The organism is Nocardia sp. NPDC023733, assembly GCF_040639775.1.
Classification (GTDB): domain Bacteria; phylum Actinomycetota; class Actinomycetes; order Mycobacteriales; family Mycobacteriaceae; genus Nocardia; species Nocardia rosealba.
In genome coordinates, this window is the sequence record NZ_JBFAAN010000003.1 from 329,096 (window position 1) to 353,873 (window position 24,778).

Genomic DNA, 24,778 nt, shown 5'->3' on the forward strand with positions numbered 1-24,778 from the left:
CGTCCGTCGATTGTCTCAGACCCGGGCGGTATTACGGGAATCCCGGGTCCAGGCATCCTACGGCGCGTCGGCCGGTGGGAGGTGTCTTTGTCGGATCGATCGCGGCTCAGATGAGCCCTTCGAGCTCGCGCAGCAGCGCCGCCTTGCCCTTGGCGCCGACGATCTGCTTCACCGGCTTGCCGCCCTGGAACAGGATCATGGTCGGCAACGACAGGATCTGGTAGTCGCGGGCTGCGCCGGGGTTGGCCTCGGTGTCGAGCTTGGCGATGGTGAGCTTGTCGGCATGGGTGCCCGCGATCTCCTCCAGCACGGGGGCGACCATCTTGCACGGGCCGCACCAGTCGGCCCAGAAGTCGACGAGCACGGGCTTCTCGCTGAGCAGCACGTCGTCGGCGAAGGACTGGTCGGTCACGGTGATGGTGTTGGCACTGTCGGCCATGGGTGTTCTCCTAGCTGGGTGGAACGCGAAATCAGTTGGCGGACACCGCGGCCGGGCCATCGGCGTTGTCGAGTGTGTTGGCGGTGATGTCGCCCTGCTCGGCGAGCCAGCGCTCGGCGTCGATGGCGGCGCGGCAGCCGGTGCCCGCGGCGGTGATCGCCTGGCGGTAGGTGTGGTCGACGAGGTCGCCTGCGGCGAACACGCCCGCCACATCGGTGGCGGTGCCCGGATCGGTCACCTGCACATAGCCTTCACCGTCGAGCGCGACCTGGCCCTTGACCAGTTCGCTGCGCGGATCGTGGCCGATGGCGACGAACAGGCCGGTGGCGGCCAGTTCGGATTCCTCGCCGGTCCTGGTGTCGCGCAGGGTGAGGCTGGTGACGCTGTTGTCGCCGTTGACCTTCACGACCTCGGCGTTGAGCCGGAAGTTGATCTTCTCGTTGGCCTTGGCGCGTTCGAGCATGATGCGTGAGGCACGGAACTCCTCGCGGCGGTGCACGATGGTGACGCTGGCGGCGAACTTGGTGAGGAAGGTCGCTTCCTCCATCGCCGAGTCGCCGCCGCCGACCACCACGATGTCCTGGCCCTTGAAGAAGAAGCCGTCGCAGGTGGCGCACGCGCTCACGCCGCGGCCGAGCAGTTCCTGCTCACCGGGGACGTGCAGGTAGCGGGCAGCCGAGCCCATGGCGAGGATGACGGCGTAGGCCTCGAAGGTCTCGTCTCCGACAGTGACCTTCTTCACGGGGCCGGACAGGTCGATCGCGTCGACGTCCTCGGTGCGCAGGTCGGCGCCGAAACGCTTGGCCTGCTCGCGCATCTGCTCCATCAGGTCGGGGCCCATGATGCCCTCGCGGAAACCGGGGAAGTTCTCCACCTCGGTGGTGGTCATCAGGGCACCACCGAACTGGGTGCCCTCGAAAACCAAGGGCGCCAACTCGGCGCGGGCGGCATAGACGGCCGCCGTGTAGCCGGCGGGTCCTGAGCCGACGATGATCAGGTCGCGAACTGGCGTGCTCATGGGGCCCTTCCGAAAAGCAATGCTGGGACGTGTGAGTCAACAACAGCCTAAACGGTGTTGTTCCCGTGTTTGTTTTGCGGCTGGCGCCGCGGTTCTCGGCGCTGAACCCCCGCCTCTTCCCTCCCTGCGGGCACTCCTTCGTCGCACCCTTCGGTCAGTCCAGAGGCGGGGACGCGCCGAGAACGGGTGAGTGTGGGGCCAGAAGGGCAGGTCAGCCGATGTCGCGGACGGCTAATCGGCTGGGGGCGCCGGTGGTGCATCCGGTGCCGACGACCAAAGCGGTGATGGTGGGGGTTTGGGGGCCTTTGACGAGGACGAGTACGGCGTCGTCGCCGCGGAAGGTGATGCTCGACGCACCCAGGACGGCACGGTCGATGCCGTTGGCCTGCACGCAGCGGGTGAGGGCGGCTTCGTCGGCGAGGGGGCCGTGCACGTCGCGTTTGCCGAGGGCGGTGAGGGCGGCGGCCGCGGTGAGGTCGTCGGCCGGGGTGGCCGGTTCGGTGGGTGGGGCCGCAGTCGGTGTGCCGTCGGTGTTGTCGAGGGTGCCGACCACGGCGCCCGCACCCGCGAGGACGGCGATCGTGGCCGCTGCCGCCACCAAGAAACCCAGCCGGCGCCGGGACTTGTACTGCGCCAACGAGATCGGCGTGGACTGGTCTGCGGCGGGGGTGGCGCTGGTCGGGACAGACGTGATCCGTGCGGTCGGGCCGTCGCCCGCGTCGGGTTCGGCGACGGCAGGCACGGAGGTGATTCGTTCGGTCGGTCCCTCGTTGGCGTCGAGTTCGGCGACGAATCGGAACATGCGGTCGGCCACGTCGTCGGGCATGCGGTGCATGACCAGGTCGTCGTCGGCCAGCGTACGGAGGTGGGTGTTCACCTCGTCGAGATCTTTCAGATAGCGCAGCGCGTCCGGGTCGGTGCGGACCTTGGGCCACAGTTGCTCGCGGAGTTCCGGTGCGAGATTGTCGGCGTGCAGATCGGCCAGCAGTTCCGACGGGAACGGAGGCTGCGGCACGGATCGAGCCACCTCGCACCTCCCCTGTTCTGTCGATTTTCGGATCGCAGCATGTACATCGCTGACTTGTTCGTCACTGTTAATGACGCATCCGGGCTAGCTCCGGTTCCCTGGATCCCGGAAAAATTCCAAACGTTCTTGCAAACGTACGCGCGCTCGGGCGCATCTGCTCTTGATCGTGCCTTCCGCCACGCCGAGTGCCAAGGCGGTTTCGGCCACACTCCGCCCCTCCATCTCGGTCATCACCAGGGCGAGCCGCTGTTCGTCAGGGAGGGTGAACAGCGCCTCGCTCACCACGAGGTTCAGCTCGTAGTCGGCGTAGGCATCGCGTGGCTCGACCGCCTCGGGCATGGTGTCGGGGGTGACGGAGATGGCGCGGCGGGTCTTGTTGCGCCGGATCCGGTCGAGGCAGGCGTTCACGACGATGGCGTGCAACCAGCTGCGCACCTCGGACTCGGCGCGGAACGTCTCGGCGGTGCGATGGGCGGAGAACAAGGCGTCCTGCAGGCAGTCGGCGGCGTCCTCACGGCTGTAGGACGTGCGCAGCGCGGTCTGCCAGAGGTGGTCCTTGTGCCTGCGCAGGAGTTCGGAGAAGGCATGCGGTTCGCCGCGTACGTGCGCGGTGAGGAGTTCCTTGTCGCTGCCGTTCTCCAGGAACGAGCGATCGCGGAACGCCGCCTGGCGCGTTGTCCCCCCGCGTACTTGCTCGTTGACTTCCGGCGACAACACCTGACCCCTTGGACAGCGCTCATTACGGCGACTTCATGTCGGCGAACGAGGCCGATCCATCACCTGACTACAACGCGGCGTCCAGGACCGACGTCGACAGATCCTGGGTAGCTCCCTGCCGAGAGCGCGGGGTGATCATATCGCTGATAACAATTGCGCACCAACCGGACCGCGGTTCGATGAACAGTGATGTTCTAGCGCGAAATAGGCATCCACCTGCGCAGATAGCAGGTGGGAAGGACTGCGGCGCGGATTTACGGCGCGGCGTCGAAGCGGACGTCGGCGACGGCGGTCTGGAACTGTCCGCCCGAATTCGCCAGTCCGGTGATCCATACGAGCACGAAGCGAGCAGCCTGATCAGTCTGCACAGCGACCTCGGTGACGCCGTCGCCGAGACGGGCGGAGCCGATCAGCTGAGTCTGGTCGAGCGTGGGCGTCTCGGTGGGCGAGGTCCGGATCTCGACGGTGCTGCCCGCACTGGGCGAGGTGATCGAGACATTGGTGAGTTTGGCGGGCGCGGGCAGCGTGGCCAGCAGTCCCACGCCCTTCTTGAGGGCGGGGAACTGCTGGAAGTACTGGTCGGTGCGCCACACCGTTTCCGGGTTCTGGTCGAGCACCGCGCCCGCCGTCGCGGCGCCGTCGGGGGTGCCCTCCGGGGAGAACACCCTGGCACCGGTGACGGCCACCGGCACACTCGACGGCTGCGCGGGCTGGTCCGCCGTCGGTGCGGCGGCCGCGCTCGGCGGCGCCACACTCGACGTGAGCCCGATATTGATCTGCTGATCCAGCGGCTTGTCCGACGCGCCGGGCGCGAAGATACTCACCATCCACCAGATCAAGATGCCGACCACCAGCGCGGCGAGCACGCCGAGGCCGACCATGATCCACATCATCCGCTTGGAGCGTTCGCGTTCGGCCGCAAGCAGTTCCGGGTCGGCGAGCGAATCGGGGCCGGCCGCGACCGCCCGCTGACCCAGCCGCAGCACGGGGATGAAATCGGTCTTCTGATCGACGACCGAGGCCTGCTCGAGCACGTGCTGCACGGTGGCGGCGGTGCGCACACCCTTGTTCGATTCCAGCGACCGCACGGCGACGGCCGAGATCTCGAACGGCACCTCGGGCCGGATCTGGCGCGGCTCGACCGGAGTTCCGTCGGGCCCGAAGTCGGCCAGCCGCAGCCCGCCGATCGTCGCGGCCGTACCGGTGACACCGCCCACGCGAATCGGCCAGCGCGCGGTGATGAGCGCGTAGAGCATGGCACCGAGGCCACGCACATCGGACTGGGCGTCGGAATCGCCGAGCGTGCCGGGGAAGGCGAGCACGGCGTCGCCGGAAGCGCTGATCCGGATGCGGTCGGGATGGTCGATCGAGAGCGAGCCACCGCCGCGATGGGCCAGTTCGGCCGCCGAGGCGAGTACCCGGATGGCCCGGGCTGCACCGATCGGCGACGGCACGGTCTCGGCCATCTCCCGCAGCGACCGGCCGGGTGTCCACTCCGCGACCACGATGCCGCCGGAACTACCGCGCACCACGTCCAGGACCCTTGCCAAGCCGGGCGAGTTGATGCGGCCCAGACGCAGCGTGCGCGACAGGATCGCCTGCGGACCGTCGTGGCCCGCGTTCTCACCCGACTTCTGATCGGCATCGACGAAGGTCAGCGCGACCTCGCGGTCGAGTTTGATGTCGAGGGCCTGCCAGAACTTGAGCCCGCGCGCGCCGCCGTGGCTGGCGAGCAGGCGATACCGGCCGCCCGCGACCGACGCGCCGGGGATCAGCTTCGGTCCGCGCTGCGGGCGTTGCACGTCCTGCGGCGGTACGGGGATCGGCAGCATGCCGGTGTCGTGGGTCGGATCGTGCGGCGGTGTGGCCGCGCGACGGTCCTCGGTCGGTTCGTTCTTCTCCGGCGACCCGTCTGCCTGCAGGTTCTTGCTGTCGTCGGGCGCGTCGGCGTGTTCGGATCCCGCGGTGTCTGCCCCGTCGGGCCGGACATCGGTGGACCTTCCTCCTGCGGCGCGCGCCGCAGAATCAGCGGCTGGGACGCCGCCCACCGCGTCATCGCTCACCCTCGGTCCTCCTTCGGCCTGATCTCCCGTATCGGTCTGCCGAACAGCGTACGGGAACTGTGCTTGACCGGTGATGTCAACAGCACCGGGCCGGATCACGGGCAACACCATGGTCTGGGTGTCCAGCGACTGCCCGTACGCCGGGAAGGCGTAGGTGTCGGGCCTGCGCAACACGGTGGTCGCGTAGATGTCCTCGGCCGAGGCGTCCTCGTCGAGCGCGAGTTCCGGCGCGGGCGGGGTGATGCCGAGCTTGCGCGAGACGGCGACGGTGATCGCCACCACCTCGGGGATGCCGACCAGACGCATCAGCCCGAACGCCACCGAGAACAGGACGAGCGCGTCGACGGTGACCCGCAGCAGCGAGGCCGGGCCGCCGGTGACGTTCGCGAGGCCGGTCACGGTGTCGATGATGAGCATCACCGCGCCGCCCGCGATCGAAGCGAGCACCACCCGGGTGATGGTGCGGCCGACATTGGACATGCGCAGATCGCCGAGGCTGCGGTGCAGCAGTACCCCGCCGATCACCGCGCCGACGGTGAAGCTGAGGCCGGTGGCGACGCCGAGGATGATGACCACGTCGTCGCTGTCGCGAGCGATCACCGGGGCGAGCGCCGAGCAGGCGATCTTCACCGTGGTGATGCCGAGGATGATCCAGGTCGGCGTCCATGCCTGTTCGCGGGCGTAGAAGACGCGCAGGTGGATCAGCACGAGCGAATACGGGATCAGCGTGAAGGCCGACCAGCTCACCGCGCTGCCGAGGCGGGCGGCGTCACCGGAGAACCGGGCGTATCCGTAGAGGGCCTCGCCGATCGCCGGGCCGGCCAGGGTCATGAAGGCCACGATCGGGATCAGCGCGATCATGGTGAGGCGGGTGGCCGCGGACAGGTCGTCGACCACGGCGGGCGTGTCGTCGGCGGCGGCGTTGCGGCTCAGCCTCGGCATGATCGCGGTGAGCAGCGTGACGCCGATGACGCCGTAGGGCAGCTGCAGCAGCGCCCATGCATTGGCGAAGATCGCCGGGCCCGCCTCGTCGGCCGCGGAGGCGATGTTGTTCGCCACCACCAGGCCGACCTGGCTGATGAGCACGTACAGGATGATCGCGGCGCCCATCTTGCCGAACTGCTTGAGGCGCGCGTCGATGCCCCACAGCGGGCGCAGGTCGATGCCGTGCCTGCGGATGGCGGGCAGCAGACTCAGCGCCTGGGTGGCCACACCGGCGGTGATGCCGAGGCCGAGGACCAGCAGTTTCGGGTCGCTCATCCGCACCGGGTCGAGCGTGATCTCACCGGGTGTGAGCGCGTACACCGCCAGCACGACGAGCGCGACGATGTTGTTCATCACCGGTGCCCACGCGCCCGGTTTGAAGGCCTGTCTGGTGTTGAGGATGGCCGTGAACAGCGCCGACATGCCGTAGAACAGGATCGCCGGTGCGAGCAGATAGGTGAGTGCGGTGGTCAGCGAGGTGTTGACCTTGCCGTCGGAATCGACGAGCACGTGGCTGGCCAGGATGGGCGTCGCGGCGAGCGTGAGGACTGTCGCCACGAAGAGCACGGCGAAGGCGGCGGTCACCAATCTTCGGACGAACTCGGCGCCGTTGTCGGCGTCTTCCTGTTCGGCGCGCACCAGGGTCGGCACGACGATCGCCGTGAGCACCGCGCCGAGGACCAACTCGGCCACCATGTTCGGGATCAGGTTCGCCGAGATGAACGCACTGGCGATGGCAGGACCGAGCACGGTGAGCAGCAACAGCTGCTTGGCGAACCCGGTGATCCGGCTGACGAGCGTCGCCACGGCGATCGACCCGGAATCCTTGAGCAGCTTCTCGTTGGCCGACTGTGGATTCGTGTCACGCGGCGCGGGCTTCTCGGTGCGAATCCGCTCGGGACGCGCGATCACCTGCGTCTGCTCGGCCGCCCGCATCGCGTCACCACCGGGCCGACTCGATGCCGCAGGCATCCCGGGGAAGCTGTCCCGCCCAGGCCCCGGTCGAGCTGCCTCGTACCCACGCGGCGGCGGACCGGCCTGCGGACGCCCAGGATCCACCTCGGGACGTGCCTGCCGAGGGATTGCCCCGGATGCCCCCGCGGCCCGTTGCTGCGGAAACTCCCCCGACCTGGGGCCCGGCCGCTGTGGACCACTCGGCCGCTGGGCGGGACCTTGGGGTGCATCATCGCCGGCCCGACGACCGCGCGGTTGCCCACCGCCAGGCTGACCGACTCCAGGTCGTCCGCCGGCGCCGGGCTGTCCGCCGATGCCGGGCTGACCGCCGACGCCAGGCTGACCGCCGCGACTCCCTTGCTCGCCCGCACCGGGGTGCTCGACGCCACCGCGACCGCCCATGACCGAGGGTCCGGCCGGGCCCGCCGAACCTCGCTGCTGACCTGGCCGGTCGCCCGGCTCGACGCCGGTGGGACCGGGTCGCTGACCTGGCGCGGGCGGGAACTCGCCCCGCTGACCGCCGGGGGCCGAGCCGAAGCCACCCGGGCGTCCCTCGGGGCCGGGTCCCTGTGGTCGGAACTCGCCGGGGCGACCGGGTTCGGGGCGCCGCGGCCCACCAGCGCCGGGCACTCGCGGATCAATCGGCGGTGGTTGCGACGACTCGCCGTAAGGAGCGGCCGATCGCGGATCCGGTGCGGGTCGCTGTGGCCCTGGGCCACCCGGTCGCTGCTGGCGGGGGAACTCCCCCGAACGCCCGTCTGCCGGATAAGACTGAGGAGGCTGTGGACCACCCGGTCGCTGCTGCCGAGGCAACTCCCCGGAACGGCCGTCGGCCGGATACGGCTGGGGTCGCTGCGGACCAGGGCCGCCCGGTCGCTGTTGGATCGGGAATTCGCCGGAAGGTGCGGGCCGACGGTTGCTTTCGCCGGTACGTCCCGGCGTGCGCAGCGCGTCGTCCGCCACGGCACCGTTCGGGTCCCCCGGTCGCGGTGGCTGCCCGCGCAGCGGGTCTGCGGGCCCCGGACGGTGATTCGGCTCGACGGGCGGCATGTGCGGCTGACGAGGAGCACCAGGTGCCCCGGCGTAGTTCGACTCGCCGGGATGAGGTGCGCGCGGGGGTTCACCGGGGCGATGGCGCGGCTCGTCATCGCGCGGATACTGCGCGTGCGGCGGCTCGCCGGGCGATGGACTGAAGTTCGGTTCGCCGGGCCGGGACGCCTGCGGGTACGGCGGCTCACCGGTACGACCGGGGCCGTAGTGCGGCGCGCGAGGGGGCTGGACTCGCGGGATCTCGCCCGAGCTGCCGGGAACGGGTCGTCCTGTCGGCTGGGCGGGTCGCGCACCCTGCTGCGGGCCGGGATCAGCGGGGCGCGGCCGGGCCGGGTCGACGGGGCCCAGGCGCGGCGGGACCGGGCGATCGCCGGGGCGGGCGGGCACCTGCGGCTCGTCGGTGTCGCGGCCGCTCATTCCACGCTCCCATGGCGCGGCGGGGGCCCAGCGGTGGGTCGGCTCGTCGCGTTCGTCGTGGTTGTGCCGATGAGCGGAATCATCGTCGCCCATCATGCCTCCTGTACCCGGCGCAACCCGCGAATCCCGCCTCGTTCTTGCCTGTCATGGTCCCCCGCGCGCCGGTCAGGCGTGGGTGTTCACTGCCGACGCAGTCGTTGCCGGGCGCGTCGCAGCCGTCCGGCCCGTTCCACCGTTTCGGGGGTGAAGCCCTCGTCGGCGGGGTCGGGTCGGCCGCGGAAGCGCCGCCACAGCCGGCGCCCGGCCAACAGCAACAGCAGTATCGCGGCACATGCCGTAATTATGGCCAAGGCCTGACCGTAGGCGTTCGAGCGCACCGAGACCGACGTCGGCTCCCCTAGCGTGATTCCGTCCGGGGTGGTAAGGGCGATGGGAATGACCAGCTTACGGCTGTCACTCACCTCGGTCGGTATCTGAAATGACCGAGTTCCGTTCGGCGGAAGGAGCTGTTCGCCGATATCGGTGATGTTCGTCTCGGAAGGCGCGGAGATCCGGAAGTTCACCCGGATCGCCACCGGCAGATCATTGCGGGCAACCAGCAGCAACGGGCTCTGCTCGGACGCGAGCGTGTACACACCGCCCGGTGGCAACACCGATACCGACGCGAACACGGTGTCGACTTCCCGGGTCACCTGATCGACACGCCGGTCGGCATGCAGGTCGGCGAGAGTGTCGTCCTCGCCACGCCGGTCCGACAGGCTCAACGCCCGCAGCAGATCCTCCCGCGCGGGCGTGAGGAAGGCCAGCGGCGTCAACTCGGCCTCGGGTAGCTCGACGAGCGCCCGCATCATCTCGGTGATCCGCGCACCCTGGTCGCGCACGGGCACGACGAGATGTTCGGGCGCCGCGTCCTGAGCGGCCGAGGGCAGGTATTCGAGGGTGAACGGGCGCGGATCCGGCTCCTGCGCGACGAGCTCCGCGAACGGCCGGGGCTGGGCCAGCTGGTTACGGGTGAGCAGTTCCACCTGTTTGAGCAGCGCCACACCCTCCTCGCGGCTGGCGCCCCACTGCTGCGGCGGCATCAACAGCTGCGAACGCGGCCGGTCCGGCGCCGGATTCAGCGCCGTCCACGCCATCGCGCCGAGCGCGTCCTGCAACCGGGCGGCCCGCGAGTCGTTGGTGACGTCGAAGCGCACCTTCGACGGTGTGAACGAGGGCGTCGGCGGGTTGGAACCCACGGCGGCCAGCGCCGTCGCCGACCAGATGTCGAAGGTCGTCACCCGCAGCGCCGGATCGGTATTCGGCCCGGCCTCGACGCTCACATCCGGCACCCGCACCACGTCCGGCGCGGCCTGCTCCCCGCCGACGACCGTGCCGGGCACGAACGTCGACGGTGTGGAGGTGAGCGCGGTCTCCGGATCCGGCACCGAACCCTCACCCGATACGGCCGACCCGGCGAGCACCGCTGTGCCGTACCCGTACTCACGCAGCAGCTGTCCCGCCGCGTGATCGATGCTGCCGGAATCGGGCAGGCTCACCCCGCGCAGCGACCTGGTGCCCAGGATCGCGTCGACCACATCGGCCGGTGCGTGCAATGCCCGCGCCGACAGACCCGGCTCGTTCACCGCCGCCAACGCCGTCACATCGACCTGCGCGTACGGCAACGCCACCGTGCACATCGACCCGGCGAGCGCGCGCAACCGGTCGAGCCAGGCCTGCGCGTTCGCGGCACCGGTCCCCTCCCGCGTCGCGCCCTCCGGATCCGACGGACTCGCCAGCACCCGGTAGCCGCGCGTCATCGTCTGCGCGGTCGACACCAGATCGGGATCGATGGCGATGCACACCGACCCGGCGACCGCGTTGTCCTTACCCGGTGCGGGTGCGACCGCTTCCAGCGCGGCGACCAACTGCTCGAGCCGCCCGCCCTTGCCGAGCGAGGCGGCGAGCTCGTCGTCGAGCAGTTCCACCTGCCCGTTCACCGACCCCGGTTTGCCCGCGACCATGCGCGGCCGGTCGGCCAGCGGCCAGATCACCGTCGTCGCCACCGGCGTGGCCTCCGGTGGCGCGGCGACCGGGGCCGGGTCGCCGTCGGCCGGCGGCAGTCCGAGCACCGGAAGCAGGAAGCGGGCGTCGTCGAGCCGGGCCTGCGAGCCGTAGGCCGGCTCGCCGTTCACATTCAGCAGCAGCGGATACACGCCGGGATCGGTGATGCCGAGCGACGCGCCGTCGCCGCCGCGCAACGCGATCCGCACCGAGAACTGTTTGCGCTGGCCAGGACTCAGCTGCGGCGTCACATCCTCGAACGGCCCGGTCACGTCGTAGTTCACCTGATCGAGCCGCAGCGAACTGCGCAATCCGCTCGGCGAGAGCACCGGGGCGGCGCGCTGGATGCGCACGCTCACATCGTCGACCACCCGGTCACCGATATTGGTGACCGTCCCCGACACGGTGAGCACCGGATCGCTGTTCGTGGTCACCGTGCCCGGCGCCACCGCGTCCAGGGTGAGTTTGAGGAACTTCGGCGCCGACGCGTCGTCCGGTTGCGCCTGCGCCACCGCGGGCAGCAGCGCCACCGAACCCAAGATGGTCAGGACCGCCGTGATCAGCCGGAACAGTCCACCCGTCATCGCTTGCCGGTCTCCATCCGGTCGATCATCCGATTAGCCACCTCGGCCAGCCGCCGCTCGTCGGCGTAGGCCAATCGGGAATCCAACTCGCTCAACGGAACCCACGCAACCTGGGTGACTTCCACGTCGGCATCGGACAACTCACCGCCCAGACACCGCAGCAGATAGTGGTGCACGGTCTTGTGTACCCGTCTGCCCTCGGTGACGAACCAATAATCGATATTGCCCAGCTCGGCGACCACCTCGCCGATGATGCCGGTCTCCTCGGCGACCTCACGCATGGCGGTCTGCTCGGAGGTCTCGCCCTCCTCGATGTGGCCTTTGGGCAGCGACCACAGCAACCGCCCGCGCCGATCGGTCCGCCCGATCAACGCGGCGCACCGCAGTTCCCTCGGCCCGTCCAAGCCGTCGACAACGAGGCCGCCCGCGGACGTTTCGCGCACCGTGCGCATACGCGGCTTACCGCCGTTACCCGCCCCGCCGCGCCGCCGCGGCTGGCGGCGTCGACTGTTCGCGCGATCGGCCGGAGGAGACACCCAGCCAGCTTAGCGGTGTGTGTAGGACGCAGGGGCGCTCGAGTTGGTGGTCGGGCGGCGGCGGCTGCCGTGCCCGGCACTTTGTGGATTGCGCCCCTGGAGGTACCGGCTGTGTTTTTGGAGCGCTGGCGCGCTCGAGCGCGGCCCCTGAGGGGCCGCGCGAACAGCGCTCGAGACTCGCGCTTCGCGCATGCGCTTCGAGCGCTGTTCGCGCGGCCGGGCCGCTGCGCCGCTTCGCGACGGACCCTCCTCGAGGTCGGGTCGTGCGGGGCTGGGAATGCTGTCATGGCGGACTTGGGTGGTGCGGGGTGGCTGGTAGTGCGGTAGGTGGTGGACTTGAGTGGTGCCGGGGGCTGGGAGCTCGGAAAGTGGTTCGACGGGCTCGGTAAGCTCTGTACTCGTGGTTTCCTCTGATGTTGTCGCGGATCGTCGTGCTCGGCTGCTTGCTGGTGCGGCGGTGACGTTGGGGCAGCTGTCCGAGGTGCTGGTGCCGTTGGGGGCCATGTTCGCCGCGCGGGGGCATTCGCTGTATCTGGTGGGGGGCAGCGTGCGCGACGCGGTGCTCGGGCGGTTGGGCAATGATCTGGATTTCACCACCGACGCGCGGCCGGAGGTCGTGCAGGAGCTGATGCGGGGGTGGGCCGATCAGTTGTGGGACACCGGTGGGCTCGCGTTCGGGACGGTGAGTGCGGCCAAGGGGGATCAGCAGCTCGAGATCACCACGTTCCGGGCCGATACCTACGACCGGGTGTCGCGCAATCCGGAGGTGACCTTCGGTGACACGCTCGAGGGCGACCTGGTCCGGCGCGATTTCACGGTGAACGCGATGGCGGTGAAGATCGCCGAGGACGGTTCGCTCGAGTTCGTCGACCCGCTCGACGGGCTCGATGCCCTGCTGAAAGGCGTGCTCGATACGCCTGCGGCACCGCAGGATTCGTTCGACGACGACCCGTTGCGCATGCTGCGCGCGGCCCGCTTCGTCGCGCAGCTCGGTTTCGAGGTGGCACCTCGGGTGCGCACGGCGATAGTGGAGACGGCCGAGCAGATCGACCGCATCACGGCCGAACGGGTACGCACCGAACTCGACAAGCTGATCGGTGCGGAGCATCCGATCGACGGCATCAACCTCATGTGCGATACCGGTCTCGCCCAGCGGGTGCTGCCGGAGGTGCCCGCGATGAAGCTCGAGATCGACGAGCACCACCAGCACAAGGACGTCTACCAGCATTCGCTGACGGTGCTGTCGCAGGCGATCGACCAGGAGGAGGGCGACCCCGACCTGGTGTTGCGCTGGGCGGCGCTGCTGCACGACATCGGTAAGCCCGACACCAAGCGCAACGAGCCGGGCGGCGGCGTGAGCTTCCACCATCACGAGGTGGTCGGCGCAAAGATGGTGCGTAAACGCATGCGGGCGCTGAAGTACCCGAAGGCGTTCACCGAAGACGTTGCGCGCCTGGTGTTCCTGCATCTGCGCTTCCACGGCTACGGCAAGGGCCAGTGGACCGATTCGGCGGTGCGCCGCTACGTCACCGACGCCGACGACCTGCTCGATCGCCTGCACAAACTGGTCAAGGCCGACTGCACCACCCGCAACAAGCGGCGGGCGGCGGCGTTGCGCGCCACCTACGACGAGCTCGAGCAGCGCATCGCGGCCCTGCGTGAGCAGGAGGATCTGGCGCGGGTGCGTCCGGATCTGGACGGCAACGCGATCATGGAGCTACTCGGCCTCGAGCCGGGCCCGCAGGTGGGCAAGGCGTGGAAATACCTCAAGGACCTGCGCCTGGACCGTGGCCCGATGACCCGCGACGAAGCCGAGGCCGCCCTGCGTGAGTGGTGGGCGACGCAGCAGTCCTAGAACACGATCAGCGTGGTCCCGGCGATGATGGCGTCGCGGATCTGGGTGAGGTCGAACGAACCGGTGGTCTCGGGCAGTTCGATGCGGAATTTCACCACGTCGCCGCGGCGGTGCGCGTAGGAGATGCTCGCCCGGTTGGGCAGGTCGTCGAGCAGCAGCGCGGGCGCCTGCACCACCCGGCGCGGTAGTCGGATGCGGTACCAGCTGGCGCGGCGGATGTCGATGGTGAGCAGGTTGTCGTAGACCTGCGCGTCGACGACGGCGCTCATCTTGCGGGTGCGGTGGGTGGCGACGATCCGGCCCTGCTCGTCGAGCCGGAGCTTCCAGTCCAGGTTCTGCTCGTCCACCCAGTCGATGAGGGCGCCGATGCCGATGCTGCCCTCGATGTCGAGTTGCTGCACGCGAATCTTGGTCGGCACACCGGGAATGAGGCGAACACCGTGCGCGATCACGGTGACGATGTCGAAGGGGTGGGAGTCCCAGACCAGGTCCGACAGCACTGTTTTGCTCTGGAAGTGGGCACCGCGCCTGCGCACCTTGAAGGTGTCGAGGGTGGCGGTGAGGTCGTGGCCGAGCAGGGTGGCCGACACTTCCCGCCCGCCGAAGCGGCTGAAGATGCCCTCGCTGAGCACGGTCATCAGGACGTCGGGCATCAGCGCGGTGACCGTGCCCGAGCCCAGGTCGGCCACCGGGTCGGCCCAGGACGTGGTGAAGCCGAGCCACTGGTCGATCCACGAGGGGTCGAGCAGACGTTTGCCCAGGTCGACAGCGCCCGCCAGTGACCAGGACTTCGGATCGAAATACGTGGCCATGATGGTCCGAGAGTACTTGCCCGCGGCGTCGGCGGCCATGCTCGTCGGCGTGTTGAGCCGATATCACAGCCGGATGTTTCCGCATGTGCGGAAGATTTATCTATGTATCGCCGTATCTGCGGAACTATCCTGGTCGGGTGGCACTACTGCGAATCAAGGAAGCCGCCGATCTGCTCGGTGTCAGCGACGACACCGTGCGCCGGTGGATCGACTCCGGCGCGCTGTCGGCGAGCAAGGACAGCGTCGGCCGGTTGGTCATCGAGGGTCGTGAGCTGGCGGCTCTCGCTGTCGAGCAGGCGCGCCCGCCGCACACCGAGGTGGGCAGTGCCAGTTCGGCCCGGAATCGGTTCCCCGGCTTGGTCACTCGCGTGCTGACCGACACGGTGATGGCACAGGTGGAGATGCAATGCGGTCCGTTCACAGTGGTCTCGTTGATGAGCAGCGAAGCGGTGCGCGAGCTCGGGCTCGAGCCCGGCAGTGTGGCGTTGGCGAGTGTGAAGGCCACGACGGTGGTCGTGGAACGGGCCGCCGGATGAAGCGCGCGCTCGCCCTGGTGGCCGTGCTGACCGTGCTCACCGCCTGTGATTCCGAAACGGATTCGGCGACAGGTGATTCGACGCTCACCGTGTTCGCCGCCGCCTCGTTGAAGAAGGCCTTCACCGATCTGGAGGACGACTTCGAAGCCACGAATCCCGGTGTGGACCTGCGGTTCTCGTTCGCCGGATCGTCGGATCTGGCCGCCCAGTTGCAGGCCGGTGCGCCCGCCGACGTTTTCGCCTCGGCAGACCAGCCGACGATGGACAAGGTGATCGCCGACGGACGCATCACCTCTTCGCGCGCCTTCGCCACGAACGTCCTCACCATCGTGACCGCGCCCGGTAACCCGAAGGGGGTCAACAGTTTCCGCGATCTGACCAAGGATGGCGTGTCCGTCGTGGTGTGTGCGCCGCAGGTGCCGTGTGGCCGGGCGACACAGAAGGTCGCGGGAGCTGCGCAGGTGACATTGCGGCCGGTGAGTGAGGAATCGTCGGTGGCCGATGTGCTGACCAAGGTGACTTCCGGACAGGCGGACGCGGGCCTGGTGTACGTCACGGATGCGGCGAGTGCCGGCGCGAAGGTGAGTACGGTCGCGATCCCCGAGGCTTCGGCGGCGGTGAACACCTATCCCATCGGGGCGGTCGAGGATTCCGCCGCTGCCGGGAAGTTCATCGACCTGGTGACCGGCCCGACGGGTCGGCGGGTGCTGACCGAAGCCGGGTTCGGTGTGCCGTGAGATCCGGCGCCGCAGGGTTTCCCCGCTGGTTGTTGCTGCCCGCGCTGCTCGGGTTCGCCCTTGTCGTCGTGCCGCTCGGCGCCTTGGCCTGGGGCGTGGAATGGGGTCGGTTCGGTGCGCTGGTGACCACCGAGGCCTCGCGCGACGCACTGTGGTTGAGCCTGCGGACGGCGGCCGCGAGCACGCTGCTGTGCGTGCTGCTCGGTGTACCGATGGCCGTGGTCCTGGCCAGGGCGCGATGGCGCGGGCTACCGGTGCTGCGCGCACTTGTGTTGCTGCCCTTGGTATTACCGCCGGTGGTCGGTGGTATCGCCCTGCTGTACACCTTCGGGCGGCGTGGGCTGTTGGGAAGCCACCTCGAAGCCCTCGGTGTGCAGATCGCGTTCAGCACGACGGCCGTGGTGCTGGCGCAAACCTTTGTGGCACTGCCGTTTCTGGTCCTCACGCTCGAGGGCGCGTTGCGGACGGCGGGTCACCGCTACGAGCACATCGCGGCCACCCTCGGTGCCTCGCCGAGCACGGTGTGGTGGCGGATCACCCTGCCGCTGATGCGTCCCGCGCTCATCTCCGGTGCGGTGCTCGCCTTCGCCCGCGCGCTCGGTGAATTCGGCGCCACCCTCACCTTCGCGGGCAGCCTGCAGGGCCGAACCCGCACGCTCCCCTTGGAGATCTACCTGCAACGCGAAGCCGATCCCGATGCGGCCGTTGCGCTTTCGGTGGTGCTCATCATCGTCGCGATCCTGATCGTCCTCCTCGCCTACCGCCGTACGAGCCCGATCCCCGGCACTCAGCTCGGCAGCGCCCGCAGCGGAGGGAGAGCGGAATGAACCCACACGACGAGCCGCGAAGCATGCCGTCGGGCTTCGATCCGGCGAGCGCACACCACGAATCCGTACGGAGCGAGCCGTCGTCCGGTCCGGCGGGGTTGTCCGCGAGCGCACCCGACGAATCGTCAGGGAGGTCGTCGCATCCGGCGGGCCTTTCGGTGGCCGCACGCATCGCGGATCGCGAGCTGGACCTGGCGCTCGAGCTCGCGCCGGGCGAAGTCCTCGCCGTTCTCGGCCCCAACGGCGCGGGAAAGTCCAGCCTGCTCCAGGTGATCGCCGGCTTGCTCGTCCCCGACGAAGGCCACGTGCGCTTGGGCGCCGACACCCTCACCGATACGGCGAAAGCTATCGCGCTGGCACCACATCGACGCGGCATCTCGCTGCTCGCCCAGGAACCGTTGCTGTTTCCGCACCTCACGGTTGCCGAGAACGTCGCTTTCGGCCCACGCAGCCGTGGGAATCGGCAAGCGAAAGCTGTTGCCGCCGAATGGCTCCGAGCCGTCGACGCCACGCACCTGGCCGACCGCCACCCCGCAGCGCTCTCCGGCGGCCAGGCCCAACGCGTCGCCCTGGCCCGTGCCCTCGCCGTCGACCCGAAGCTGCTCCTGCTCGACGAACCCATGTCGGCCCTCGACGTCGATGTCGCCCCCGCCATGCGCTCCCTGCTGCGCCGAGTCCTGCGCGATCCCGCCCATCCGCGCTGCGCGGTCCTGGTCACCCACGACATCATCGACGCCATCACCCTCGCCGACCGCATCGTCATCGTCGAATCCGGCCGCATCGTCGAATCCGGCCAGGTCACCGACGTGATGTCGCACCCACGTAGCCCCTTCGCCGCCCGCATCGCAGGCCTCAACCTCCTCCACGGCACCGCCACCGCGCCGCGCGGGTCCGACCCGGCCTTCGCGGCAGTGCTGGTCGGACCCGGCCGACACAGCGAACCGATCTCGCCAGGTGACAGCGAAGCCCAGCACCGGCCAGCAGCACACCCCGCCGATCGGCCGGCGGACAGCGCCGCTGCCAGTGCCTCGCTCGGCTCCACAGAACGGCCGACAACCAGCGTTGCCGGTGGTGGGTCGGGGTCGAGTTCGGCCGGCGGCGCCCGGCACTCGGCAGCGGTCGCCCCGAGTATCGACGACTACTCGGGGTCGACACCCGATGACGAATCGGCGGTCGATGGTTGCGTCGTCGGCGATTTCACCGCAGGCACCCGCGCGGCGGCTGTCTTCTCCCCTGCCGCCGTGTCGGTTTTCACCCGCCCTCCCGGCGGCAGCCCACGCAATGTCTTCACCGTCGACATCACCGAGATCACCGATCGGGGCGGCATCGTGCGGGTGCGTGGCGACGCACCGAACGCGCCCGGGCTGTGCGCCGATCTCACCCCGGCCGCCGTGGCCCAGCTCGGCCTCGCCGTCGGCGCGCGGGCGTATTTCGCGGTCAAGGCCACGGAGGTGCGGGTGTACGCCTGCTGAAGCGTGGGCCCGGGCTACGGCGCACAATGAGGGCGTTCATGCACGCGCGCAAACCGGAGGGCAGCATGCCGCTGGACCTGAACAGTGATCTCGGCGAGGGCTTCGGCCCGTGGCGGATGGGTGAGGACGCCGCCATGCTCGACATCGTCACCAGCGCCAACATCGCGTGCGGTTTCCATGCGGGCGACCCGACGATCATGCGCCGCACCTGCGAACTGGCCGTGGCCAAGGGCGTGCGGATCGGCGCGCACGTCGGCTACCGCGATCTGGTCGGCTTCGGCCGCCGCGATATCGCCATCGCGCCCGCCGAACTGCGCGACGAGGTGCTGTACCAGATCGGCGCTCTCGCGGCATTCGCGCGCGCGGCGGGCGACCGGGTGCGGTACGTGAAGCCGCACGGCGCCCTCTATCACGCGGCCGCTCGCGATCGTCTGCTCGCCGACGCGGTCGCGACCGCCGTCGCCGAGGCCGAAACCGGTCTCGCCCTGCTCGGCCCCGCCGGAACCGAACTCGAACACGCCGCGAACCGGGCGAAAGTGCGTTTCGTCGGCGAGGGTTTCGCCGACCGCGCCTACACCGCCACCGGCACGTTGGCGCCGCGCGGGGTTGCCGGTGCGGTGCTGACGCCCGACGACGCCGTCGCCCAGGCGGTATCCCTTGCGTTGTCGGGGACCGCGCGTACCGTTGACGGTCCGGGTGCGGTCGCTGTGTCCGTGGCCAGTGTGTGCGTCCATGGTGACTCGCCGGCGGCCGTGGAGATGGCGCGCCGCATCAGGGGGGCATTGGACGAGGCAGGCGTACCTGTCGAACCATTCGGTTGAGGGTGGGAGGCGCGATGGTGACCGACTGGAGCACGCGGATCAGGCCCGCGGGCGACCGTGCCATGCTCATCACCCTCGACGATCCGCAGCCGGTGCAGCGCTTGGCATCGGCGCTGCGGGTGCATGCCATCGCCGGTGTCCAGGACGTGCTGCCCGCGGCGGAGACCGTGCTGGTCACCCTGCATTCGGTGCACTACGGCACGCAGGTGCGCCGCGAATTGCTCGCGCTGCTCGACCGCCTGGATTCCGAATCCGCACAGCCGGATTCGCTCGATGTTTCCCGTGGAACACTGTCCGACCCGGACCGCCCCGACGAGCTGGTCGAGGTGCCGGTGCGCTACGACGGGGTCGACCTGCCCGAGGTCGCCCGACTGCTCGACCTGTCTGTCGCGGAGGTGATCGCGGCCCATACCGGTACCGTCTGGCAGTGCGCCTTCGTAGGTTTCGCACCCGGTTTCGGATATCTCGTCTCGCCCGACGGCAGGCTCACCGTGCCGCGCCGGGCCCAGGCCCGCACCGCCATCCCACCGGGTGCGGTGGCACTGGCCGGTGGGTACTCGGCGGTATATCCGCGTGGCACACCGGGCGGATGGCAACTGATCGGAAGTACCGATCTACGCATGTGGGCGGTCGATCGCGACCCACCCGCGCTGATCCGAGCGGGAACGGCGGTGCGGTTCGTCGACATCGCGCAATAGGCAAGGGCTGCTCAATGGTGCGCCGCCTCGACAGTTAATCGGGGAGAGATCGCATGGTGATCTTCATCGAGCGGGTGGGGCCGCTCGCGACGATCCAGGACCTGGGCAGACCCGGCTGGTTCGATTCCGGCGTGGGCCCGGCCGGCGCCGCCGACCGCGCTTCGCTGCGGCTGGCGAACCGGTTGGTCGGCAATCCGGAGGACCACGCGGGCATCGAGGTACTGCTCGGCGGACTCGTAGTGCGCACCGATGCGCACGTCACCGTCGCGGTCACCGGCGCACCAGCGGCGGCCACGGTGGACAGCACGCCCGTCGGCCATGCGAGCGTTCTCGAACTCGAGGCGGGCCAGACCCTTCGCCTCGGCATGGCAGGCACCGGTTTACGCACCTACATCGGTGTCCGTGGCGGCATAGACGTGCCGAAGGTCCTCGGTTCCCGCAGCCGCGACACCCTCTCCGGCATCGGCCCCGACCCGCTGCGACCGGGCATGCAGCTACCCGTCGGTCCCCCGCCGCGCACCTTCCCGACCGTCGAGTTCGCGCCGGTCCCCGTGCCGCCGGAGGTGCTCGTCGTCCGCGCTCGTCCCGGCCCGCGCGAAGACTGGTTCACCGACCCCGCCGCCCTGTTCCGGGGCTCGTGGCAGGTGAGCAGTGAGACCGACCGCGTGGGTGCCCGCCTGGATCGGGTCGCCGGGCCGCCGCTCACCCGCTCGATCACCCGCGAACTGCCCGCCGAAGGTGTCGCCCTCGGTTCGGTGCAGGTCCCACCGAGCGGTCAACCGGTCGTCTTCCTCGCCGACCATCCGATCACCGGCGGCTACCCGGTCGTCGCGGTCGTGCTCGACGCCGACGTCGACCGCGTCGCCCAACTCCGTCCGGGTGAACGCCTGCGCTTCGCACCCGACGACTGACCGACCGCAACCTGTGCCGCTCACCTCCGCCGGAAACGCGGCACGCTCGGTGCTGCACGGCGACGAACTTCTGCCCGTCGCACCCGGCTCGACACCGCCGAACTGCGCGGTCCCCGCGGAATGATGTGGTCGAGTGCGTGCTCCGCGGAGACCGGACAGGTGCCCGACGACTAGCGCACCCGCCGCGAATTCAGGGCGATCGCGACGATGCCGAGCGCGTACACCCCGGCCCCGACCAGCACCACCGTCAACGAACGGCCGTCGGCAGGGATCACCAGTGCGGTCGCGGCGATGGCCAGCACGAAGGTCATGTTGAACACCGTGTCCTGGAGGGCGAAGACCTGTCCGCGCCGGTCGTCGTCGATCTCGATCTGCATGCTGGCGTCGCCGGTGAGCTTGATCGTCTGCCCGGCGAGCCCGAGCCCGAACGCGCCGATCAGCAGCAGCCGGTGGGCGTGGTCGGTGGCCGATTCCGATGACGCGAGCGCGATCGGCGTCACCAGGGTGAGCTGCACGACGACGGCTGTCGCCAGCCCGACGAGCACGGTCCGCGGCCTGCCGAGCCGGGGAATCAGCACGGGCGCGAGGATCGCGGCGAGCAGCATGCCCGCCGCGGCCGCACCGATCGCGACCCCGAATCCGACCAGCCCGCCGCTCATTTCGCTCTGCCCCTCGGGCTGACGCAGTACCAGCACCATGATGAGCGTGTTCATCCCGAACACGATGCGATGCGCTCCGATGCCGATCATCGCGGTCGTCACCTGCGTCGATCGCCAGACCGCGCGCGCACCCGTGGCCAATCCGGTAGCGATCGCACGGACAGTGCTTTCCGCTCCCGCCGAGCCCTTTTCGGGCCCGAGGATGTGGGGTGTGAAACCGACGGCGAGCAGCGCGCCGACCACCGACCCGACCCCGCTGAGCGCGACCGCCACGGCAGAGGCCGAATCCCCCGCCCCGAGCACCGCGATCACCGCCACCGACGCCGCCGCGCCGACCCCCGCGCACGCCGAGGCCACCGTGGCCAGCACGGAGTTCATCGGAACCAGCCAGCGCTGTTCGAGCACCCTCGGCAGCGCGGCCGATACTCCGGCGAGCACGAATCGGCTGATTCCGACGGTCGCCAGCGCGAGCACGAGGAGCACGCTCTCCCCCGCCCCGGCGAACAGCGCGAGCGCGGCGGCCGCGATCAGCGTCGCCCGCGCGATGCTCGCCACCAGCAGCACACTGCGCCGATCCCAGCGGTCGAGCAGGGCGCCCGCGTAGGGGCCGAGCACCGAATACGGCAGCAGCAGCACCGCGAAACCGGCGGCGATGGCCAGGGGGTCGGTTTCGCGTTCGGGGTTGAACAGGATGGCGCCCGACAGCGCCGCCTGGAACATGCCGTCACCGAATTGGGCGGCCAGGCGCAGCAGCGCCAACCGTGGCATCCGTGGATTGCGCCGCACCACACCGCGGCTTTCGCGCAGCAGATGTCGCAGCGAGATCGGCCGCTCATCCGCCGGATTCGAGCCGTCAGCGCGATGGGTCGACACGTCGTGAGGATAGTGGTGCCAGAATTGAGGTGGCGGTACGGGTGCAGCGCAGGAGGAGGGTCATGTCCACATCGACGACACCGCGCATCGAGGTGCATCGGGGCGGTGACCGGATGAAGACCAGGATCTCCTGGCTCGACTCCAAGCATTCGTTCTCGTTCGGCGAGCACTACGACCCCGACAACACCCATCACGGCCTGCTGCTGGTGAACAACGAGGACGTGGTGCTGCCCGGCGAGGGTTTCGACACCCACCCGCACCGCGACATGGAGATCGTCACCTGGGTGCTCGGCGGCAGTCTGGTGCACCAGGATTCGCTCGGCCACAACGGCGTGATCTATCCCGGTCTGGCCCAGCGGATGAGCGCCGGCACCGGCATCCTGCACTCGGAGAAGAACGACTCCTGGCGCCTCGACGGCAAGCTGCCCGAGCACGACGAGCCGGTGCATTTCGTGCAGATGTGGGTGGTGCCCGACGAACCCGGTGTCGATCCGGGCTATCAGCAGCTCGAGATCGATGACGAACTCGCCCGCGGCGATCTGGTGACGGTGGCCTCGGGCCTACCGCGTTACCGCGACCGCACCGCCATCTCGATCAATTCCTCGCACGCGGCGATGCACGTGGCCCGGTTGACCGCCGACAGCGCGCCCGTGACCCTGCCCGATGCCCCCTACCTGCATGTTTTCGTCGCGCGCGGCGAGGTGGACATGGAAGGTGTCGGCACCTTGGCCCAGGGCGACGCCGTGCGGCTCACCCGCTCGGGTGGTCAGCTGATTCGCCCACACGGGGACGCCGAGGTGCTGGTCTGGGAGATGCACGCCCGGCTGGGCGGCTAGGCCGAGCCGGGTTCGCGCACCAGGGCGGTGGTTCTGGCGTTGGCGCGGGTGGCGGCGACGATCTGCGCGAAGTCGGGGCGGTAGTCGCCGTCGGGTGGTTGCAGCCAGATGCGGTAGCCGCTGCGTTCGTCGGCCGGCGAGGGCAGCACCACGTCGCTGCCGGGCAGGGCGACCGATGCGCACACCCGGAACATCTCGGCGAACAGTTCGGTGTCGAGGTAGGAATTGTCGGTGGGCCCGGTGAGGAAGGTCCAGCGGCCGGACCGGGGGTGCCCGATGATCGGTCCGCAGCGTTGACCACGGCTGAGGAGCTGTCCGCGCACTCGTTCGCCCAGCGTCGAGGGCATCACCACGGCTCCGACGGCCCCGATTTCGAGCACGATGCGCCCGAAGGTGGCTTCGACCACGGCATAGAGACCGTTGTGCTTGCGATAGTGACGACAGCGCGCGAGCGCGTCCTGGGTTTCCGAGTATTCCTCGGCGGCGGCATAGCCGCCCTTGCTGTCAGTGCGCTGGCTCATCACTACCTCGTCTCCGTCGACGGTGTGGAGCTTGCATTCGCTAGATATTTGCCGCTATCTACAGCCTAATGCGACACAACGACGCTGACAATAGTCAGTAGCAGGTGTGTTCACCCGGAGTACGATCAGCGCCCATGGCACCCGTTTCGCCTACCGCCGCGCGCTGGGAACTGGTCCTGCGCCTGCGTGACCTGCGCGAACAGCGTGGTTTCGACTCCGCGGGTTTTGCCAAGCGGGTCGGTTTCACCCCCGCCAACTGGTCCCATGTGGAAAAAGGCCGACGGGTCCTCACACGCACGACTATCGAACCGGTGCTCGATGTTCTCGATGTGCCCGTCGACGAACGGCGGGAATTGCTCGCGCTGCTCGAGGTCAGCAAACAGCGCGGCTGGTGGTCCACTTCGGCCGCGCTGATCGGCCCCGAACTGCAGCGTTTGTACGGAATGGAGGCGGGGGCGCAGAGCATCCGCAGCTACGACAGCCTGATCGTGCCCGGCCTCCTCCAAACGGAGGCATACGCGCGGGCGCTCATCAGTGCCGACGTGATGATCCGCCCGGTGCAGGTAGACCAATTAGTCGCGATACGGTTGCGGCGCCAGCGGCGGCTGCGGGAACCGGAACCGCTGGAACTCACGGCCGTGCTCGGTGAGGCGACGCTGCGTCAGCAGACCGGGGGACCCGAAGTGTTGCGCGGGCAGTTGCGTCACCTGGTGGAGCTGATGCGCGAGCTCGACACCGTCGACGTCCGGGTGATCCCGTTCAGCGCTCCCGAGGGCGCGGTGCTCGGCGGTTCCAGTTTCCATCTGCTCGACTTCGCAAGCGATCAGCTACCGACTTTCGCGTGGGCGGAGAGCGCTGTTTTCGGTGGGCATGTAGACGACGCCGAACAGGTCCGCGATCTCGGCTACGCCTTCCTGCGGGCCAGGGATCAGGCCATGCCGAGATCCGAATCCCTTGCCCTGATCAGCGACTATGCGAGAGTGTAAGATTTGTGTCATGTCGATCACAGCTCGCCGCCGCCCGGCCGATCACGGCTGGTTCACCTCGTCGCGCTCCAACAACGGTAACCAATGTGTCGAGGTTCGCTTCGAAGGTGACGCCGTCCAGATACGAGACAGCAAATTCCGGCGCAACCCGATGAACCGTGGCCTCGACGAGCCGATCATCACCGTCCCCGCCGCCGTGTGGACCGCCTTCCTCGACTGCCTGCTCGCCCAGCGCCCGCACCCCTCCCTCACCACCCAGCACGCAGCCGACGGCACGACAACCCTGCGCCACGGATCGACCGCCCTGCACTACACCCCCGCCGAATGGGACGCCTTCGTAGCCGGCGTCCGCGACGACGAATTCGCCTGCGTGTAACCCGAATCCGCTCCGCACCCGTCGGC

The 24,778-nt window shown here is 69.3% G+C and carries 21 protein-coding genes; 11 read left to right on the top strand and 10 right to left on the bottom strand.

Annotated elements, in window-relative coordinates:
* Positions 1-106: 106 nt before the first annotated feature.
* The 7 genes from trxA to AB0F86_RS17010 all read right to left on the bottom strand — a co-directional run bounded on the left by trxA (position 107) and on the right by AB0F86_RS17010 (position 11,748).
* Positions 107-439: a thioredoxin gene (trxA, locus tag AB0F86_RS16980; protein ID WP_067495091.1), complete on the bottom strand. Its 333-nt coding sequence runs from the start codon at positions 437-439 to the stop codon at positions 107-109.
* Positions 440-470: 31 nt separating this feature from the next.
* On the bottom strand, positions 471-1,457 hold the full coding sequence (gene trxB, locus AB0F86_RS16985; RefSeq protein WP_181698210.1) for a thioredoxin-disulfide reductase: 987 nt from the start codon (positions 1,455-1,457) through the stop codon (positions 471-473).
* Positions 1,458-1,668: 211 nt separating this feature from the next.
* Positions 1,669-2,472, bottom strand: coding sequence for a hypothetical protein (locus AB0F86_RS16990; RefSeq protein WP_356984764.1), 804 nt, complete (start codon positions 2,470-2,472; stop codon positions 1,669-1,671).
* Positions 2,473-2,568: 96 nt separating this feature from the next.
* A complete protein-coding gene (sigM, locus tag AB0F86_RS16995; protein WP_356984798.1) occupies positions 2,569-3,126 on the bottom strand; it encodes an RNA polymerase sigma factor SigM in 558 nt (185 codons plus the stop codon).
* A 329-nt stretch (positions 3,127-3,455) separates the two neighbouring features.
* Complete coding sequence (locus AB0F86_RS17000) at positions 3,456-7,220, bottom strand: murein biosynthesis integral membrane protein MurJ (protein ID WP_356984766.1); 3,765 nt, start codon at positions 7,218-7,220, stop codon at positions 3,456-3,458.
* A gap of 1,628 nt (positions 7,221-8,848) precedes the next feature.
* Positions 8,849-11,296: a DUF6049 family protein gene (locus AB0F86_RS17005; RefSeq protein WP_225281639.1), complete on the bottom strand. Its 2,448-nt coding sequence runs from the start codon at positions 11,294-11,296 to the stop codon at positions 8,849-8,851.
* Positions 11,293-11,748, bottom strand: a complete 456-nt coding sequence (locus AB0F86_RS17010; RefSeq protein WP_067495077.1) for an NUDIX hydrolase — start codon at positions 11,746-11,748, stop codon at positions 11,293-11,295. Before AB0F86_RS17010 ends, AB0F86_RS17005 begins: the two co-directional genes overlap by 4 nt.
* Positions 11,749-12,232: 484 nt before the next feature.
* Here AB0F86_RS17010 and AB0F86_RS17015 point away from each other — a divergent pair, with 484 nt between their 5' ends.
* On the top strand, positions 12,233-13,687 hold the full coding sequence (locus AB0F86_RS17015; protein WP_356985398.1) for a CCA tRNA nucleotidyltransferase: 1,455 nt from the start codon (positions 12,233-12,235) through the stop codon (positions 13,685-13,687).
* Here the strand turns inward: AB0F86_RS17015 and AB0F86_RS17020 are convergent.
* Positions 13,684-14,538: a hypothetical protein gene (locus AB0F86_RS17020; RefSeq protein ID WP_225281638.1), complete on the bottom strand. Its 855-nt coding sequence runs from the start codon at positions 14,536-14,538 to the stop codon at positions 13,684-13,686. The two genes, AB0F86_RS17015 and AB0F86_RS17020, sit on opposite strands and share 4 nt — an antisense overlap.
* Before the next feature lie 98 nt (positions 14,539-14,636).
* On the opposite strand from AB0F86_RS17020, the gene AB0F86_RS17025 reads away from it, so the two are divergent.
* The 7 genes from AB0F86_RS17025 (at position 14,637) to AB0F86_RS17055 (ending at position 20,501) form a co-directional block, all read left to right on the top strand.
* The gene (locus AB0F86_RS17025; protein WP_356985399.1) at positions 14,637-15,035 is read left to right on the top strand and encodes a helix-turn-helix transcriptional regulator; all 399 of its coding nucleotides are present in this window, start codon (positions 14,637-14,639) and stop codon (positions 15,033-15,035) included.
* On the top strand, positions 15,032-15,772 hold the full coding sequence (gene modA, locus AB0F86_RS17030; RefSeq protein ID WP_356985400.1) for a molybdate ABC transporter substrate-binding protein: 741 nt from the start codon (positions 15,032-15,034) through the stop codon (positions 15,770-15,772). The genes AB0F86_RS17025 and modA overlap by 4 nt, the downstream gene beginning before the upstream one ends.
* A complete protein-coding gene (locus AB0F86_RS17035) occupies positions 15,769-16,599 on the top strand; it encodes an ABC transporter permease (RefSeq protein WP_356985401.1) in 831 nt (276 codons plus the stop codon). The genes modA and AB0F86_RS17035 overlap by 4 nt, the downstream gene beginning before the upstream one ends.
* On the top strand, positions 16,596-18,071 hold the full coding sequence (locus AB0F86_RS17040) for an ATP-binding cassette domain-containing protein (protein ID WP_356985402.1): 1,476 nt from the start codon (positions 16,596-16,598) through the stop codon (positions 18,069-18,071). The genes AB0F86_RS17035 and AB0F86_RS17040 overlap by 4 nt, the downstream gene beginning before the upstream one ends.
* Before the next feature lie 65 nt (positions 18,072-18,136).
* A complete protein-coding gene (locus AB0F86_RS17045) occupies positions 18,137-18,892 on the top strand; it encodes a 5-oxoprolinase subunit PxpA (RefSeq protein ID WP_067644304.1) in 756 nt (251 codons plus the stop codon).
* A 14-nt stretch (positions 18,893-18,906) separates the two neighbouring features.
* The gene (locus AB0F86_RS17050; RefSeq protein WP_356985403.1) at positions 18,907-19,590 is read left to right on the top strand and encodes an allophanate hydrolase subunit 1; all 684 of its coding nucleotides are present in this window, start codon (positions 18,907-18,909) and stop codon (positions 19,588-19,590) included.
* 53 nt (positions 19,591-19,643) lie between these two features.
* Positions 19,644-20,501, top strand: a complete 858-nt coding sequence (locus AB0F86_RS17055) for a biotin-dependent carboxyltransferase family protein (RefSeq protein ID WP_225281633.1) — start codon at positions 19,644-19,646, stop codon at positions 20,499-20,501.
* 170 nt (positions 20,502-20,671) lie between these two features.
* Here the strand turns inward: AB0F86_RS17055 and AB0F86_RS17060 are convergent, their stop codons facing one another.
* The gene (locus tag AB0F86_RS17060; protein ID WP_356985545.1) at positions 20,672-21,928 is read right to left on the bottom strand and encodes an MFS transporter; all 1,257 of its coding nucleotides are present in this window, start codon (positions 21,926-21,928) and stop codon (positions 20,672-20,674) included.
* 167 nt (positions 21,929-22,095) lie between these two features.
* On the opposite strand from AB0F86_RS17060, the gene AB0F86_RS17065 reads away from it, so the two are divergent.
* A complete protein-coding gene (locus AB0F86_RS17065) occupies positions 22,096-22,869 on the top strand; it encodes a pirin-like bicupin family protein (RefSeq protein ID WP_181698220.1) in 774 nt (257 codons plus the stop codon).
* Here AB0F86_RS17065 and AB0F86_RS17070 read toward each other — a convergent pair.
* Entirely contained in the window at positions 22,866-23,390 is a 525-nt protein-coding gene (locus tag AB0F86_RS17070) for a hypothetical protein (RefSeq protein ID WP_220139377.1), read from the bottom strand. The two genes, AB0F86_RS17065 and AB0F86_RS17070, sit on opposite strands and share 4 nt — an antisense overlap.
* Before the next feature lie 134 nt (positions 23,391-23,524).
* Between AB0F86_RS17070 and AB0F86_RS17075 the strand changes: the two genes are divergently transcribed.
* Positions 23,525-24,376 (top strand): helix-turn-helix transcriptional regulator, encoded by an 852-nt coding sequence (locus tag AB0F86_RS17075; protein ID WP_356985404.1) that lies wholly within the window; start codon positions 23,525-23,527, stop codon positions 24,374-24,376.
* Positions 24,377-24,386: 10 nt separating this feature from the next.
* Positions 24,387-24,752 (top strand): DUF397 domain-containing protein, encoded by a 366-nt coding sequence (locus AB0F86_RS17080; protein WP_225281630.1) that lies wholly within the window; start codon positions 24,387-24,389, stop codon positions 24,750-24,752.
* The last annotated feature ends 26 nt before the right edge of the window (positions 24,753-24,778 follow it).

Coding starts and splice junctions, on each gene's coding strand:
- trxB (WP_181698210.1), bottom strand. CDS start 1,457: ATGAGCACGCCAGTTCGCGACCTGATCATCGTCGGCTCAGGACCCGCC.
- AB0F86_RS17040 (WP_356985402.1), top strand. CDS start 16,596: ATGAACCCACACGACGAGCCGCGAAGCATGCCGTCGGGCTTCGATCCG.
- AB0F86_RS17020 (WP_225281638.1), bottom strand. CDS start 14,538: ATGGCCGCCGACGCCGCGGGCAAGTACTCTCGGACCATCATGGCCACG.
- AB0F86_RS17065 (WP_181698220.1), top strand. CDS start 22,096: ATGTCCACATCGACGACACCGCGCATCGAGGTGCATCGGGGCGGTGAC.
- AB0F86_RS17010 (WP_067495077.1), bottom strand. CDS start 11,748: ATGCGCACGGTGCGCGAAACGTCCGCGGGCGGCCTCGTTGTCGACGGC.
- AB0F86_RS17050 (WP_356985403.1), top strand. CDS start 18,907: ATGGTGACCGACTGGAGCACGCGGATCAGGCCCGCGGGCGACCGTGCC.
- AB0F86_RS17060 (WP_356985545.1), bottom strand. CDS start 21,928: ATGCCACGGTTGGCGCTGCTGCGCCTGGCCGCCCAATTCGGTGACGGC.
- trxA (WP_067495091.1), bottom strand. CDS start 439: ATGGCCGACAGTGCCAACACCATCACCGTGACCGACCAGTCCTTCGCC.
- AB0F86_RS17055 (WP_225281633.1), top strand. CDS start 19,644: ATGGTGATCTTCATCGAGCGGGTGGGGCCGCTCGCGACGATCCAGGAC.
- modA (WP_356985400.1), top strand. CDS start 15,032: ATGAAGCGCGCGCTCGCCCTGGTGGCCGTGCTGACCGTGCTCACCGCC.
- AB0F86_RS17005 (WP_225281639.1), bottom strand. CDS start 11,296: ATGACGGGTGGACTGTTCCGGCTGATCACGGCGGTCCTGACCATCTTG.
- AB0F86_RS17070 (WP_220139377.1), bottom strand. CDS start 23,390: ATGAGCCAGCGCACTGACAGCAAGGGCGGCTATGCCGCCGCCGAGGAA.
- AB0F86_RS17045 (WP_067644304.1), top strand. CDS start 18,137: ATGCCGCTGGACCTGAACAGTGATCTCGGCGAGGGCTTCGGCCCGTGG.
- AB0F86_RS17080 (WP_225281630.1), top strand. CDS start 24,387: ATGTCGATCACAGCTCGCCGCCGCCCGGCCGATCACGGCTGGTTCACC.
- AB0F86_RS17075 (WP_356985404.1), top strand. CDS start 23,525: ATGGCACCCGTTTCGCCTACCGCCGCGCGCTGGGAACTGGTCCTGCGC.
- AB0F86_RS17000 (WP_356984766.1), bottom strand. CDS start 7,220: ATGCCTGCGGCATCGAGTCGGCCCGGTGGTGACGCGATGCGGGCGGCC.